Source organism: Mycobacterium europaeum, assembly GCF_002102155.1.
Lineage (GTDB): Bacteria > Actinomycetota > Actinomycetes > Mycobacteriales > Mycobacteriaceae > Mycobacterium > Mycobacterium europaeum.
Genome location: NZ_LQOU01000025.1, coordinates 62,378 through 77,026, shown reverse-complemented (window position 1 = coordinate 77,026; position 14,649 = coordinate 62,378). Strand labels below are relative to the sequence as shown.

The 14,649-nt window shown below is 70.4% G+C and carries 12 protein-coding genes; 7 read left to right on the top strand and 5 right to left on the bottom strand.

Annotated elements, in window-relative coordinates:
• The first annotated feature begins 6 nt into the window (after positions 1 to 6).
• Positions 7 to 687, top strand: coding sequence for a thiamine phosphate synthase (gene thiE / locus AWC03_RS12240; protein WP_085240734.1), 681 nt, complete (start codon positions 7 to 9; stop codon positions 685 to 687).
• On the opposite strand, the gene AWC03_RS12235 is transcribed toward thiE, so the two are convergent.
• Positions 659 to 1,285 (bottom strand): NUDIX hydrolase, encoded by a 627-nt coding sequence (locus AWC03_RS12235; RefSeq protein ID WP_085240733.1) that lies wholly within the window; start codon positions 1,283 to 1,285, stop codon positions 659 to 661. The two genes, thiE and AWC03_RS12235, sit on opposite strands and share 29 nt — an antisense overlap.
• A 134-nt stretch (positions 1,286 to 1,419) precedes the next feature.
• Between AWC03_RS12235 and glnX the strand changes: the two genes are divergently transcribed.
• Genes glnX through AWC03_RS12220 form a run of 3 tightly spaced genes read left to right on the top strand, consistent with a single transcriptional unit; the run spans position 1,420 to position 5,998 of the window.
• Entirely contained in the window at positions 1,420 to 2,739 is a 1,320-nt protein-coding gene (gene glnX, locus AWC03_RS12230; RefSeq protein ID WP_085240732.1) for a protein kinase G-activating protein GlnX, read from the top strand.
• Positions 2,739 to 3,716, top strand: coding sequence for a glutamate ABC transporter substrate-binding protein (locus AWC03_RS12225; protein ID WP_085240731.1), 978 nt, complete (start codon positions 2,739 to 2,741; stop codon positions 3,714 to 3,716). The genes glnX and AWC03_RS12225 overlap by 1 nt, the downstream gene beginning before the upstream one ends.
• The gene (locus tag AWC03_RS12220) at positions 3,716 to 5,998 is read left to right on the top strand and encodes a serine/threonine-protein kinase PknG (RefSeq protein ID WP_085240730.1); all 2,283 of its coding nucleotides are present in this window, start codon (positions 3,716 to 3,718) and stop codon (positions 5,996 to 5,998) included. The genes AWC03_RS12225 and AWC03_RS12220 overlap by 1 nt, the downstream gene beginning before the upstream one ends.
• A gap of 112 nt (positions 5,999 to 6,110) precedes the next feature.
• Here AWC03_RS12220 and AWC03_RS12215 read toward each other — a convergent pair whose 3' ends face one another.
• The 4 genes from AWC03_RS12215 to fgd form a co-directional block, all read right to left on the bottom strand.
• Positions 6,111 to 6,989, bottom strand: coding sequence for a hypothetical protein (locus AWC03_RS12215; protein ID WP_085240729.1), 879 nt, complete (start codon positions 6,987 to 6,989; stop codon positions 6,111 to 6,113).
• A gap of 142 nt (positions 6,990 to 7,131) precedes the next feature.
• The gene (locus tag AWC03_RS12210) at positions 7,132 to 8,289 is read right to left on the bottom strand and encodes an acetate kinase (protein ID WP_420845670.1); all 1,158 of its coding nucleotides are present in this window, start codon (positions 8,287 to 8,289) and stop codon (positions 7,132 to 7,134) included.
• Complete coding sequence (pta, locus tag AWC03_RS12205) at positions 8,282 to 10,360, bottom strand: phosphate acetyltransferase (protein ID WP_085240728.1); 2,079 nt, start codon at positions 10,358 to 10,360, stop codon at positions 8,282 to 8,284. Before pta ends, AWC03_RS12210 begins: the two co-directional genes overlap by 8 nt.
• Entirely contained in the window at positions 10,353 to 11,363 is a 1,011-nt protein-coding gene (gene fgd, locus AWC03_RS12200) for a glucose-6-phosphate dehydrogenase (coenzyme-F420) (protein WP_085240727.1), read from the bottom strand. The genes pta and fgd overlap by 8 nt, the downstream gene beginning before the upstream one ends.
• 29 nt (positions 11,364 to 11,392) lie before the next feature.
• Here fgd and AWC03_RS12195 point away from each other — a divergent pair, with 29 nt between their 5' ends.
• Genes AWC03_RS12195 through AWC03_RS12185 form a run of 3 tightly spaced genes read left to right on the top strand, consistent with a single transcriptional unit; the run spans position 11,393 to position 14,648 of the window.
• Entirely contained in the window at positions 11,393 to 12,133 is a 741-nt protein-coding gene (locus AWC03_RS12195) for an MBL fold metallo-hydrolase (RefSeq protein ID WP_085240933.1), read from the top strand.
• A gap of 47 nt (positions 12,134 to 12,180) precedes the next feature.
• Entirely contained in the window at positions 12,181 to 13,623 is a 1,443-nt protein-coding gene (locus tag AWC03_RS12190; protein ID WP_085240726.1) for an amidase family protein, read from the top strand.
• 29 nt (positions 13,624 to 13,652) lie between these two features.
• Entirely contained in the window at positions 13,653 to 14,648 is a 996-nt protein-coding gene (locus tag AWC03_RS12185; protein WP_158089968.1) for an NAD-dependent epimerase/dehydratase family protein, read from the top strand.
• Position 14,649 lies beyond the last annotated feature (1 nt).

Below are 14,649 nucleotides of genomic sequence, written 5' to 3'. Positions count from 1 at the left end.
CGCGGTGTGCATCAGCGAGTTAGGCGGCTGGCGGCCGCGCGCCTGTATTTGTGCACCGACGCGCGCCGGGAGCGTGGTGATCTGGCCCAATTCGCCGACGCCGCCCTGGCCGGCGGTGTCGACGTCATCCAGCTGCGCGACAAGGGGTCGCCCGGCGAGCAGCGGTTCGGGCCCCTCGAGGCGCGCGAGGAGCTGGCCGCGTGCGAGGTCCTGGCCGACGCGGCCCGGCGGCACGGCGCCCTGTTCGCGGTCAACGACCGGGCGGACATCGCGCGCGCGGCCGGCGCCGACGTGCTGCACCTCGGGCAGGGTGACCTGCCGCTGGACATCGCGCGCGGGATCGTCGGCCCGGACACGCTGCTCGGCCTGTCCAGCCATGACGTCGACCAGGCCGCCGCGGCCAGTTCTTCGGGACCCGCGGGGCCGGACTACTTCTGCGTCGGCCCGTGCTGGCCCACGCCGACCAAACCGGGCCGCGAGGCGCCGGGCCTGGAGCTGGTGCGGGCCGCCGCGCGGCTCGCACCCGACAAGCCGTGGTTCGCGATCGGCGGGATCGACGAGCAGCGGCTGCCGGAGGTGCTCGCAGCCGGCGCCCGCCGCATCGTGGTGGTGCGCGCGATCACCGCGGCCGATGACCCGCGGGCCGCGGCGGAGCGGCTCAGCTCAGCGCTTGCAGCAGCGAGTTGATCCGGGGATGCATGGGCGTCTCGTCGGCGTCACCCGGCACGCACCAGACGAAGACGCCGGCCTCGATCTCCAGGGTGCGGGGCAGGTGCCGCCGCCGCTCGTCGCCGTGATGCAGCGGCACCAGGGCCGTCGCCGTGCGCAGCCGGTGCCAGCTGGCCGCGAAACCGGGATGCAGTGGCAGCCCGGCCACCTCGTCCTCGGCGACCCAGCGCATCTCGGAGCTCTCCCCGTTGGGCACGGTGTGCAGCAACTCGGGCGCGTCGGCGACGACCGTGGTGTAGGTCCAGCGCGCGCCGCCGGGCCCCGCGACGTCGGCGGTGACCAACGTCGACCGCACCGTCACCAGCTCGCCCGCCAGGCCGGCCTCCTCGTGGGCCTCGCGGACCGCGGTCTCCTCCGGGGTCTCGTGGCTGTCGCGGGCACCGCCCGGCAGACCCCAGGTACCGCCCTGATGGCTCCACACCGCGCGGTGCTGCAGCAGCACGGCGGGGGTGCCGTCCGGCCGCGGGGCCCGCAGCAGCAGACCGGCCGCGCCGAAGCGGCCCCAGTACGGGGTGCCGCTGCTGGAAACCACCCAACCGTCGCCGTCGCCGTGCACGCGTTCAGGATATGCGGGTGATCGCCTGGTCAATCGGTCTGCCTCCGCCCATCCGCCGGAAGATTCTCTTAGAATTCGCTTATAGAGTTTCGTGCAGCGTTCCAGTGGCCGCGAAAGATGAGGGCTGATCACACGTGACGGTTGAGCTGGCGCACCCGTCGACGGAGCCGCAGGGGTCGCGGTCGCCGGCGGAGCCAGCCCATCCCCGCTGGTGGTTCATCTCCACCACGCCGGGCCGGATCCTGACCATCGGCATCGTGCTGGCGGTGCTCGGCGGCATCTGCGCCTTCGCCACGTCGACCACCATCAACCACCGCCAGCAGGTGCTGACGACCGTGCTCAACCACACCGAGCCGCTGTCGTTCGCCGCCGGACGGCTGTACACCACCCTGTCGGTGGCCGACGCGGCGGCGGCCACGGCGTTCATCGCCGAGGCCGAGCCGCCGCCGGTGCGGCAGCGCTACGAGCAGGCCATCACCGACGCGGCGGTGGCGGTGACCCGGGCGTCGAGCGGGCTCACCGACGAACCGCTGGTGCAGCTGCTGGGCCGGATCAACGCCGAACTGGCCGTTTACACCGGCCTGATCGAAATAGCGCGGACCAACAACCGGGAGGGCAACCCGGTCGGGTCGTCGTACCTGTCGGAAGCCTCGGGACTGATGCAATCGACGATCCTGCCGGACGCCGCGCAGCTGTATCAGGCCACGTCCGAGCGGGTGGACGCGGAAACCACCGCGTCCACGCAGATCCCCGCGCCGGTCATCCTGGTGGTCACCGCCACCGCGGTCTTCGGCGCCTTCGCCCATCGCTGGCTGGCCAGGCGCACCCGGCGCCGGATCAATCCGGGCCTGGTCGTGGGCGGCCTCGCTATTCTCGTCATGGTGGTATGGGTCGGAACAGCGCTGACCATCTCCACGACCGCCAGCCGTAGCGCCAAGAACACCGCCGCCGACTCGCTGCGGATCGTGACCAACGTCGCGATCACCGCCCAGCAGGCGCGGGCCGACGAGACGCTATCGCTGATCCGTCGCGGGGACGAGGAGAAGCGCAAGCAGTCGTTCTATGAGCGGATCGACTCCATGCACCAACAGCTCGACCAGTACATGGTGCGCAGCGACGCCGTCGACAAACCCGACCTGCAGGGCGCCGACCAGCTGCTGCTGCGCTGGCGGCAGGCCAACGACCGGATCAACTCCTACATCTCGGTCGGCAACTACCGGGCGGCCACGCAGGTCGCCCTGGGCAGCAGCGAAGACGATTCCACCCCGGCGTTCGACAAGCTGGAGGGCCAGCTGGGCAAGGCCATGGATCAGAGCCGCACCCACCTGCGCAACGACGTCCTGAACGCCCGCAGCGGGCTGTCCGGCGCCCAGGTCGGCGGCGTGGTGCTCAGCCTCGGCGCCGCCATCGCGGTGGCGCTGGGCCTGTGGCCGCGGCTGAAAGAGTATCGATAATGACGCGGCCGGCCCGGTTGCGGCGGGCGGGCGCCGCGCTCGCCGCGGTGGCCGTGCTGGCGGGCTGCTCGCACACCGAGTCGCTGACGGTGGCCAAAGTGCCGACGCTGCCGCCGCCCACCCCGGTCGGCATGCAGCAGTTGGCGCCGGAGCCGCCGCTGCCGCCGGACGACCCGAGCCAGGGCTGCGACCTGACCGCGAGCCTGCGGCCCTTCCCCACCAAGGCCGAGGCGGACGCCGCGGTCGCCGACATCCGCGCCCGCGGCCGGCTGATCGTCGGGCTGGACATCGGCAGCAACCTGTTCAGCTTCCGCGACCCCATCACCGGGGAGATCACCGGTTTCGACGTCGACATCGCCGGGGAGATCGCGCGCGACATCTTCGGCGCCCCGTCGCACGTGGAATACCGCATCCTGTCGTCCGACGAGCGTGTCACCGCGCTGAAGCACTCCGAGGTCGACGTGGTGGTCAAGACCATGACCATCACCTGCGAGCGGCGCAAGGAGGTCAACTTCTCCACCGTCTACCTGGACGCCAACCAGCGCATCCTGGTCCCGCGGGACTCGCCCATCGCCAAGGTCAGCGATTTGTCCGGCAGGCGGGTCTGCGTGGCGAAGGGGACCACGTCGCTGCACCGGATCCGCCAGATCGACCCGCAGCCCATCATCATCTCGGTGGTCAACTGGGCCGACTGCCTGGTGGCGATGCAGCAGCGCGAGATCGACGCCGTCAGCACCGATGACTCCATCCTGGCCGGGCTGGTCGAGGAGGACCCCTACCTGCACATCGTCGGGCCCAACATGGCCACCCAGCCCTACGGCATCGGGGTCAACCTCACCAACACCGGCCTGGTGCGGTTCGTCAACGGCACGCTCGAGCGGATCCGCCGGGACGGGACGTGGAACACGTTGTACCGCAAGTGGTTGACGGTGCTGGGCCCCGCGCCCGCCCCGCCCACGCCAAGGTATCTGGACTGATGACCGAGTCGGAGAAGACCCAACGGCCGGAACCGGGCTCCGAAGACGTGAGCCCGGGCACCCAACCGCCGGACACCCAGGGCGGCGGCCCGACGACGGGCCGGATCCAGGCGACGCAGGCGCTGTTCCGTCCCGATTTCGACGATGACGACGACGACGATTTTCCGCACATCTCGCTCGGCGCCCTGGACAGCGATTCGCAAGACCGGGTGACGATCGGGACGCGGGTGCTGCCGCCGGTCAGACAGCTCGGCGGTGGGCTGGTCGAGATCCCCCGGGTGCGCGACATCGACCCGCTCGAGGCGTTGATGACCAACCCGGTAGTGCCGGAGGCCAAGCGGTTCTGCTGGAACTGCGGCAAGCCGGTCGGCCGGTCGAAGAAGGGCGTCAAGGGCGAGTCGGAGGGTTGGTGCCCCGCCTGCGGCAGCGCGTATTCGTTTCTGCCACAGCTGAATCCGGGAGACATCGTCGCCTACCAGTACGAGGTCAAGGGCTGCATCGCGCACGGCGGACTGGGCTGGGTGTACCTGGCGGTCGACCACAACGTCAACGACCGCCCGGTGGTGCTCAAGGGCTTGGTGCACTCCGGTGACGCCGAGGCGCAGGCGATCGCGATGGCCGAACGGCAGTTCCTCGCCGAGGTGGTGCACCCGCAGATCGTGCAGATCTTCAACTTCGTCGAGCACAAGGACCGGAACGGCAACCCGGTCGGCTACATCGTCATGGAGTACATCGGCGGGCAGCCGCTCAAGCACGGCAAGGACCAGAAGCTGCCCGTCGCCGAGGCCATCGCCTACCTGCTGGAGATCCTGCCGGCCCTGACCTATCTGCACTCGATCGGCCTGGTCTACAACGACCTCAAGCCGGAGAACATCATGCTCACCGAGGAGCAACTCAAGCTCATCGACCTGGGCGCGGTGTCGCGGGTCAATTCGTTCGGCTATCTCTACGGCACCCCCGGCTTCCAGGCGCCCGAGATCGTGCGCACCGGCCCGACGATCGCCACCGACATCTACACCGTCGGCCGCACCCTGGCCGCGCTCACGGTGAACCTGCCCACCCGCAACGGCCGCTACGTCGACGGCCTGCCCGAAGACGATCCCGTGCTGACGAAGTACGACTCCTACCGCCGGCTGCTGCGCCGGGCCACCGACCCCGACCCGCGGCGCCGCTTCGCCACCACGGAGGAGATGTCCGCGCAGCTGATGGGCGTGCTGCGGGAGGTGGTGGCCCAGGACACCGGGGTGCCACGGCCCGGGCTGTCGACCATCTTCAGCCCCAGCCGCTCGACGTTCGGGGTGGACCTGCTGGTCGCACACACCGACGTCTACCTGGACGGCCAGGTCCACTCGGAGCGGCTGACGGCCCGCGAGATCGTGACCGCGCTGCAGGTGCCGCTGGTGGACCCGGCCGACGTCGCCGCCCCGGTCCTGCAGGCGACGGTGCTCTCCCAGCCGGTGCAGACCCTGGATTCGCTGCGCGCCGCCCGCCACGGCACGCTGGACGCCGACGGCGTCGAGGTGTCCGAGTCGATCGAGTTGCCGCTGATGGAGGTCCGCGCGCTGCTGGACCTGGGCGACGTGGCCAAGGCCACCAGGAAGCTGGACGACCTGGCCGAGCGGGTGGGCTGGCAGTGGCGGTTGGTCTGGTACCGGGCCGTCTCGGAGCTTCTGACCGGCGACTACGACTCCGCCACAACGCATTTCACCGAGGTGCTGGACACGTTCCCGGGCGAGCTGGCGCCCAAGCTGGCACTGGCCGCCACCGCCGAGCTGGCCGGCAACGTCGACGATCAGAAGTATTACCAGACCGTGTGGAATACCAACGACGGGGTGATCTCGGCCGCCTTCGGTCTGGCCAGATGGCTTTCCGCCGAAGGCGATCGAGCCGCCGCCGTGCGCACGCTGGACGAGGTGCCGCCCACCTCAAGGCATTTCACCACCGCGCGGCTGACCAGTGCGGTGACGTTGCTGTCCGGGCGGACGAAGAGCGAGATCACCGAGGAGGACATCCGCGACGCCGCCCGGCGTGTAGAGGCACTGCCGCCCACCGAACCACGCGTGCTGCAGATCCGCGCGCTGGTGCTGGGCTGCGCCATGGACTGGCTGGAGGACAACAAGGCCAGCACCAACCACATCCTCGGCTTCCCGTTCACCGAGCACGGGCTGCGGCTGGGCGTGGAGGCGGCGCTGCGCAACCTGGCCCGCGTCGCCCCCACCCAACGGCACCGCTACGCGCTGGTCGACATGGCGAACAAGGTACGGCCCACGAGCACGTTCTAAGGCTGCGCCGGTGCGTGCCATCGTCTTTCCCCTTCGCCTCGAGTGTGCGTCCAGGGCTTTGCGTGTGCATGGTGGGCGGAAAAATCGCCCGGATCCCGCCATGGGCGCACACTCAAAGCCGTGAACGCACACGTGATTCGGCCAGCGCGGCGCGCACCCGGCGAATGATGCTGGCGGGGCGGTCCTCCGCGATGACCCGGACAATGATCCACCCCATCTGCTCGAGCATCTCGATCCGCCGAATGTCTTTGACGTACTGGCGTCGGTCGCTGCGGTGTTGGTCGCCGTCGTATTCGACGGCGACCATCTGTTCCTCCCAGCCGAGGTCGAGGTAGGCGAAAGGAATTCCGTCCACACCGCACACCGGTATCTGGGTCTGCGGCCGCGGGAGCCCGGCATCGATGAGAAGCAGGCGTAGATAGCTCTCGCGCGGCGACTGCGCCCCCGGGTCGAGGAGTTCCAGCGCGGTCTCGAGCCGCCGCAGCCCGGGCGAGTGGGGGTGGCACTTCGCCATGCGCAGTACGTCGTCGACTTTGAAACCCGTTGCCCGCGCCAGCGCATCCAGCCGGACGACCGCCGAGCGGATGGCCCCGCGCCGGCCGATGTCGAAGGCGGTTCGCTCGGGTGTGGACACGGTCCGCCCGTCCATGACCTGCGTTTCGCCGTCCAGCAGTCGATCGCGCCGCGTCAGCACGCCCCGAGGCGGACGGGCGTTGGTGTGGTTCAACTCGACCGGCACATCGTCGGGAATCCATTCGGCGCCATGCAATCTGGCGGCGGCGGCCCCCACGATGGTCGCCGCCCGCCCTGACCACAGCCACGCCGCGCAGATTCGCCGCTCAAGCGACAGCTGGGTGTCGTTGGACACGTAGACGTTCGGGAAGACCGCACGGTAACGCGCCCGCAGTTGATGACGGCTCAACACACACGACTCCAGAGCCTCGCTGCCGATAAACGGTTCGCCCGGTTCCATGCCGGAACGGTCGCACATCGACGACCCTTCGCGACTGCCGCTATGCACAGGGCAACCGAGTGTGTACTCAGGCCTTTGCGTGTGCACTGGCGGCGGAATTCGGCCGCATTTTCCGCCGTGAGCGCACACGCAAAGCCGTGAACGCACACTGGGCGGCTTCCTAACCGCTTAGCGCGCTCACGCAGTCGCGGGCGATGGCCAACTCTTCGTTGGTCGGGATCACCAGCACGGCGATCGGGGATTCGTCGGCGGAGATCTGCCGGGCGCCCCTGCCGCCGCCGAGGTTGCGGCGCTCGTCGAGCACCACGCCCAGCTCCTCCAGCCCCGACACTGCGTCGCGGCGGACCGCCGCGTCGTTCTCCCCGATGCCGGCGGTGAAGGTGATGACATCGGCGTGCCCGAGCACCGCCAGGTAGGCGCCGATGTACTTGCGCAGCCGGTGGGTGAACACGCTGTAGGCCAATTGCGCTGCGGTGTCACCGGATTCGATCATAGCGCGCAGCCGGCGGAAGTCGCGCTCGCCGGACAGGCCGAGCACCCCCGACCGTTGGTTGAGCATGGACTCGACCTCGTCGACGCCCATCTTGGCCATGTGGCACAGGTAGCTGACGATGCTGGGGTCGATGTCGCCGCTGCGGGTGCCCATCACCAGGCCCTCCAGCGGCGTCAGGCCCATCGAGGTGTCCAGCGGCCGGGTGCCGGCGATCGCGGAGGCCGAGCAGCCGTTACCCAGGTGCAGCACAATCTGTTTCAGGCTCTGCAGCGGCCGGCCCAGGAATGCGGCGGCCTGCTGGCTCACGTACCGGTGCGACGTGCCGTGAAACCCGTAGCGGCGGATCTTCCAGCGCTCGGCCAACCCGCGGTCGATGGCGTAGGTCGCGGCCGCGGGCGGCATGTCGTGGAAGAACGCGGTGTCGAAGACCGCGATGTGCGGAACGTCGGGCAGCAGCTTGCGCGCCACCTCGATGCCCTTGACCGCGGGCGGATTGTGCAGCGGCGCCAGCTCCGACAACTCGTCGAGCTTGTCGATCACCGCGTCATCCACCGGCGTGGGCCGGTAGAAGGTGTTGCCGCCGTGCACCACTCGGTGGCCCACCGCCACCAGGCCGCAGGCACGCAGGTCGATGCCCTGCCGCGACAGCGTGTCGAACGCCTGACGCAGTGCGGCGTCGTGGTCGCGGACGGGCGAGGACTGCTCGCCGATCCGCTCGACGTTCCCGGTCGCCCGGGCCGTGCCGGAGTCGGGGTCGAGCAACTGGTATTTCAGCGAGGACGAGCCGGAGTTGATGACCAGCACGACCCGGTCGGCGCTAGCCACGGACGCCCTGCGCCTGAATCGCGGTGATGGCGACGGTGTTCACGATGTCCTCGACCAAAGCGCCGCGGGACAGGTCGTTCACCGGCTTGCGCAGGCCCTGCAGCACCGGCCCGATCGCGATCGCCCCGGCGCTGCGCTGAACGGCCTTGTAGGTGTTGTTGCCGGTGTTCAGGTCGGGGAAGACCAGCACCGTGGCGCGGCCGGCGACCGCCGAGTCACGCAGCTTGGTGGCCGCGACCGACGGCTCTATCGCGGCGTCGTACTGGATGGGCCCCTCGACGGGCAGTTGCGGCTCCCTGCGCCGAACCAATTCCGTTGCCTTCCTGACCTTTTCGACATCAGCGCCGGTGCCGGACTCACCGGTGGAGTAGGACAGCATCGCGACCCGCGGCTCGATGCCGAATTGTGCCGCGGTGCGCGCGGAGGAGATCGCGATGTCGGCCAGCTGCTCGGGCGTCGGATTGGGGATGATCGCACAGTCGCCGTAGGCCAGTACCCGATCGGGCAGGCACATCAGGAAGATGCTGGACACGGTGGAGACGTCGGGGACGGTCTTGATGATCTCGAAGGCCGGGCGCACGGTGTGCGCCGTGGTGTGGGCGGCGCCGGACACCATGCCGTCGACCATGCCGTTGTACACCATCATCGTGCCGAAATAGGTGGCGTCGCGCATGATCTCGCGGGCGTGCTCGACGGTGACACCCTTGGCCTTGCGCAATTCGGCGTACTGGTCGGCGAACCGGAAGCGCAGATCGCTGGTGCGCGGGTCGATCACCTGCGCGCCGTCGAGGTCCACGCCGAGTTCGCCGGAGCGCTGGCGGATCTGCGCCTCGTCGCCCAGCACGGTCAGGTCGGCGACGCGGCGCTGCAGCACGCGGCCGGCCGACTTGAGGATGCGGTCGTCGTCCCCCTCGGGCAGCACGATGTGCTTGCGATCCGCCCGGGCCTGGAGCGTCAGCCGGTGGATGAACATCTGCGGCGTGGTCACGGTCGGTATCGGAATAGCAAGCTGCTCAAGTAGATCCGAGACGTCGACGTATCGTTCCATCAACTCCAGCGCGGTGTCGATCTTGCGCTGGGAGTTCGCCGTGACGCGGCCGCGGGCCGCGGCGGCCGCGCTGGCGGCGTCGTAGGTGCCCAGCGCGGTGGCGACGATCGGTAGCCGCAGCCGCAGGCCGGCGACCAGCGCCGCGATGGACGGGTGCAGCGCGAAGCCGCCGTTGAGGACGATGCATGACAGCGACGGAAAGCCTTCGGCAGCATGGGCGCTGGCCACGGCGAGCACCACGTCCGACCGGTCACCGGGGGTGATGACCGCCATGCCGTCGCGAAGCCGCTCCAGGACGTGGTCGGCGGTCATCCCGGCGACCAGCACGCCGGTGACCTCGCGCTCGCGCAGCGACGCCTCGCCGCTGACCGGCCTTCCGTCGACCGCCCTTTCGAGTTCGGCCACCGTCGGCGCGGACAGCAGCGGCTCCTCGGGCAGCACGTAGCTGCGCTGGGTGAAGGCCTCCAGCGCCTCGGCGACCTCCCCCAGCCGCGCCGGGTCGCAGCGGTTGGCCACCACCGCCGCGGCGTGGGCGCGCTGGACGGTCAACTCGGCCAGGCACGCCTCGACGACGCGCGCCACCTCGTCGGGGGTGCGGCCCCGGCCGCTGACCGTGAGCAGCACCGGCGCGCCGAGGTTGACGGCGATCCGGGCGTTGACCGAGAGCTCGGCGGGCCGCGCGACGTCGGTGTAGTCGCTGCCGACGATCACCACCGCGTCGCAGTCGTCGGCCATCGCGTGATAGGCGTCGACGATGGTGGCGATCGCGGCGTCGCTGTCGGCGTGCAACTGCTGATACGTCACGCCGACGCACTGCTCGTAGGACAGGCCCGCGGTGGTGTGCCGCAGCAGCAGGTCCAGGATGTAGTCGCGATCCTTGCCGTCGGTGACCCGGGTGATGGGCCGGAACACGCCGACCTTGGCGACGGTCGCGGTCAACCGGTGCAGCAGCGCCAGCGCGACCGTCGACTTGCCGGTCTCCGGTTCCGGAGCGGCGATGTAGATAGCCGAGGGCTCAGGCAAGTCGCCGCAGCCTGGGGGCCAGGTCCTTCTCGAAGAGCTCCAGGAACCGGCGCTGGTCGTGGCCCGGGGCGTGGAACACCAGGTGGTTGAGCCCCCAGTCGACGTACTGCTTGACCTTCTCGACGGCCTCGTCGGGATCGGACGCGACGATCCAGCGCTTGGCGACCTGCTCGATCGGCAACGCGTCGGCGGCCTTCTCCATCTCGATCGGGTCGTCGATGCTGTGCTTCTGCTCTGCGGTCAGCGACAGCGGCGCCCAGAACCGGGTGTTCTCCAGCGCCAGCTCGGGGTCCGGGTCGTAGGAGATCTTGATCTCGATCATCTTGTCGATGTCGTCGACATTGCGCTCGGCGGCCGCCGCGCCCTCTTGCACCGCCGGCATCAGCTTGTCCTGGTACAGCTCCTCGCCCTTGCCGGAGGTGCAGATGAAGCCGTCCCCGGCCCGCCCGGCGTACTTGGCCACCGCCGGGCCGCCCGCGGCGATGTAGATGGGCACGCCGCCCTGGGGCACGTCGTAGATCGAGGCGCCCTTGAGCCGGTAGTACTCGCCGTCGAAGTCGACGCGGTCGCCGCGCCACAGCTCGCGCATCAGCCGGACCGATTCGCGCAGCCGGGCGAACCGCTCCTTGAACTCCGGCCACTCGCCCTCGTATCCGGTGGCGATCTCGTTGAGCGCCTCGCCGGTGCCCACACCGAGGAAGATCCGGTCTGGGTACAGGCAGGCCATGGTGGCGAAGGCCTGCGCGACGACGGCGGGGTTGTAGCGGAAGGTCGGCGTGAGCACCGAGGTGCCCAGCACGATCCGCTCGGTGCGTTCGCCGACGGCGGTCATCCACGCCAGCGAGAACGGCGCGTGCCCGCCCTCGTGCCGCCACGGCTGGAAGTGGTCGCTGACGGTCGCGCTGTCCATGCCGTGACCTTCGGCGGCGACGGCGAGTTCGACGAGTTCACGCGGTGCGAATTGTTCCGCGGATGCCTTGTACCCAAGTTTCAGTTCAGCCACGGGTCATTTCTACTCCTACGCTGATGGGCATGGCGCAGCTAGTTCAGGTCACCGACACCGTGTACCTCGCTCAGGGGCACGCGGTGAACTGGACGCTGGTCGCCGACGGCGCCGGCGTCATGCTGATCGACGCCGGCTATCCCGGGGACCGCGAGGACGTGCTGGCCTCGCTGGCCAAGCTGGGCTACGGCGTGGCCGACGTGCGCGCCATCCTGTTGACCCACGCCCACATCGACCACCTGGGTTCGGCGATCTGGTTCGCCCGCGAGCACGGCGTGCCGGTGTACTGCCACGCCGACGAGGTGGGCCACGCCAAGCGGGAGTACCTGGAGCAGGTGTCGACCATCGATGTGGCACTGCGGATTTGGCGCCCGCGCTGGGCGCGGTGGACCGCCCACGTGGTCCGCAGCGGCGGCCTGATCCGCGACGGCATCCCCACCGCCCAGCCGCTGACCGCCGAGGCGGCCGCCGGCCTGCCCGGTCAACCCCGCCCCGTTTTCAGTCCCGGCCACACCAACGGGCACTGCTCGTACCTGGTCGACGGCGTGCTGGTCAGCGGCGACGCGCTGATCACCGGCCATCCCCTGTTGCGGCACCGCGGACCGCAGCTGCTGCCGGCGATTTTCAGCTACAGCCAACAGGATTGCCTGCGCACCCTGTCCGCGCTGGCGCTGCTGGACACCGAGGTCCTGCTGCCGGGGCACGGCGACGTGTGGCGGGGCCCGATCCGGGAGGCGACGGTCGCGGCGCTCGCGCTGGCCGGCGCCTGAGGAAGGTGCGCCTACACTCGGCTGGGGGTGGGCGCGAAAGGGCACGGATGACCACCGTGGACGAGCATGACCTGATCTTTGCCGGGGTGGCGCTGCAGGCGCGGTTGGTGCGCGATCGTGAGGTTTCGCCGCGGGAGCTGGTGGCGCTGCACCTGGAGCGGATCGCGCGGCTGGACCCGGTGCTGAACGCGTTTCGCGTGGTGCTGGCCGATCGGGCGATGGCGGAGGCGGCGCACGTCGAACGCCGGCTGGCCGCCGGGGAGACGATGCCGCTGGCCGGCGTCCCGATCGCGGTCAAGGACGACACCGACGTCGCGGGCGTTTCGTCGATGTGCGGCACCGGGATTGACACGGGGCCGGCGAGCACCGACAGCGCCGCCGTGCGGCGGCTGCGGGCCGCCGGGGCGGTGATCGTCGGCAAGACGCACCTGCCCGAGTTCGGCGCCTACCCCATGTGCGAGTCGCCGACGTGGGGGGTGACCCGCAACCCGTGGCACCCGCACCGGACGGCGGGAGGTTCCAGCGGCGGTTCGGCGGCCGCGGTGGCGGCCGGCATGGTGCCCGGGGCCCTGGGCACCGACGGGGGCGGGTCGATCCGCATCCCGGCCGCCTGCTGCGGACTGGTGGGCCTCAAGGGCCAGCGCGGATGGATCAGCACCAAGCAGTCGCCCGAGCGGGCCTACCGTTTCCACGGGCTGCATCACATCGGGACGCTGGCCCGCAGCGTGGCCGACGCGGCGCTGCTGCACGACGCGATGACCGGTCCGGAGCCCGACGACGAGATCCCCTTCCCGCCGCCGGTGCCGCCGCTGACCGACGCCGTCTCGCGCGCGCCGCGCCCGCTGCGGATCGCCATGTCGTTCAAGCCGGTGGTGCCCGTGCCGGTCAGCGAGGAGGTGCGCCGGCCGGTGCTCGAGACCGCCGAGTTGCTGCGCTCGCTCGGCCACGAGGTCGTCGAGCTCGACCCCCGCTACCCGCCGGCCGCGGTCCTCTCGGTGTTCGCGCTGATGATGAATGGCCTCGCTCACGAAATCGACCGGCTGCCCACACCGGAGCTGCTGGAGCGCAGGATCCGGGCGGAGGGTCGCACCGCCCGGCTGGTCCCCGACTGGCTGGCGCGCCGCGCGCTCGCGGCGCGCGACCGACTGAGCGAGCGCGGGCTGCGGCCCGTCGCCGGCTGCGACATGCTGATGACGCCCGTGCTGGGCAAGCCGCCGGTGCCGGTCGGGCATCTCGAGGGGCTGGGACCCGGCCGCGCCCTGGCACGGACCCTGGCCTTCATGCCGTTCACCCCGCCGCAGAACTTCACCGGGCAACCCGCCATGTCGATCCCGGCCGGGATCTCGCCCGACGGCCTGCCCGAAGCCGTCCATCTGGTGGGCCGTCCCCACGACGGATCCACCCTCGTTTCGCTTGCCGCGCAACTGGAATCGGCGCGGCCCTGGGCCCACCGCCAGCCGCCGGCCGCGCGGTACCGCGCCCCGGCCTGAACCGGACCCCCGAAGCGATGTCGCACGCCGTGATCACCGGAGCAAGCGGGCTGCTGGGAGCCAACCTGGCCACCGAGCTGATCGCGGGGGGCCACACCGTCACCGCGACGCGGCGGGCGAGCACCGATACCGGTTCGCTGTCCGACCTCCCGGTCACGTGGGTCCGCGCCGACCTCGGTTCGGCCGCCGAACTCCGCGACGTGTTCGCCGGCGCCGACGTCGTATTTCATTGCGCCGCATGCGTTTCGACCAGGCGAACGGTCACGCCCGCCGTTTCGGCCGTCAACGTCGACGCGACGCGGGCCGTGGTCGAAGCCGCGATCGCCGTCGGTACCCCACGGCTCGTGCACACCTCGACGGCGAACACGATCGGACCCACCTCCGACGGCTCACCCGCCGACGAGCAGACCCCGTGGGGATGGGACCAGGCCGGGCTGGCGGGGGCCTATCCGGTCACCAAACGGCGCGGCGAACTCCTGGTGCGCGCGGCGTGCGACGACCTGGATGCGGTCATCGTCAACCCCACCTACCTGGTCGGCCCGCGCGACGCCAGGCCCAGCTCCGGCCGCCTGATCATCGAGATCGCGAACCGCAAAATACCTTACTGGACACCGGGATACAACAATTTCGCCGACGTCGGCGAGGTGGCGCGCGGGATGATCGCCGCCTGGCTGCGCGGCAAACGCGGTGAACGCTACATCCTGGGCGGCCAGGAGCTGACGTATCGCGACTACATCGAGCGGGTGGCACGCGTCGTCGGCGTCGACCCGCCGCGCCGACAGCTGCCCTACCCGGTCGCCTGGCTCGGGGGCAAGGCCGGCGACCTGATCGAGGCCGTCACCGGCCGGGAAACCACGGTGAACTCGATGTCGGTCGGATACGCCTACACCGACCGTTACCGGTACCGCAGCGACAAGGCGGTGCGGGAACTGGGCTACGTGCTGGCCCCGATCGAGCCCGCGATCCGCAACGCCGTCAGCTGGTTTCGCGCCCGCGGCATGATCCGGTCCCCAAAAGACGCCTGAC

Coding starts and splice junctions, on each gene's coding strand:
- AWC03_RS12225 (WP_085240731.1), top strand. CDS start 2,739: ATGACGCGGCCGGCCCGGTTGCGGCGGGCGGGCGCCGCGCTCGCCGCG.
- AWC03_RS12220 (WP_085240730.1), top strand. CDS start 3,716: ATGACCGAGTCGGAGAAGACCCAACGGCCGGAACCGGGCTCCGAAGAC.
- AWC03_RS12215 (WP_085240729.1), bottom strand. CDS start 6,989: ATGTGCGACCGTTCCGGCATGGAACCGGGCGAACCGTTTATCGGCAGC.
- AWC03_RS12195 (WP_085240933.1), top strand. CDS start 11,393: ATGGCGCAGCTAGTTCAGGTCACCGACACCGTGTACCTCGCTCAGGGG.
- AWC03_RS12190 (WP_085240726.1), top strand. CDS start 12,181: ATGACCACCGTGGACGAGCATGACCTGATCTTTGCCGGGGTGGCGCTG.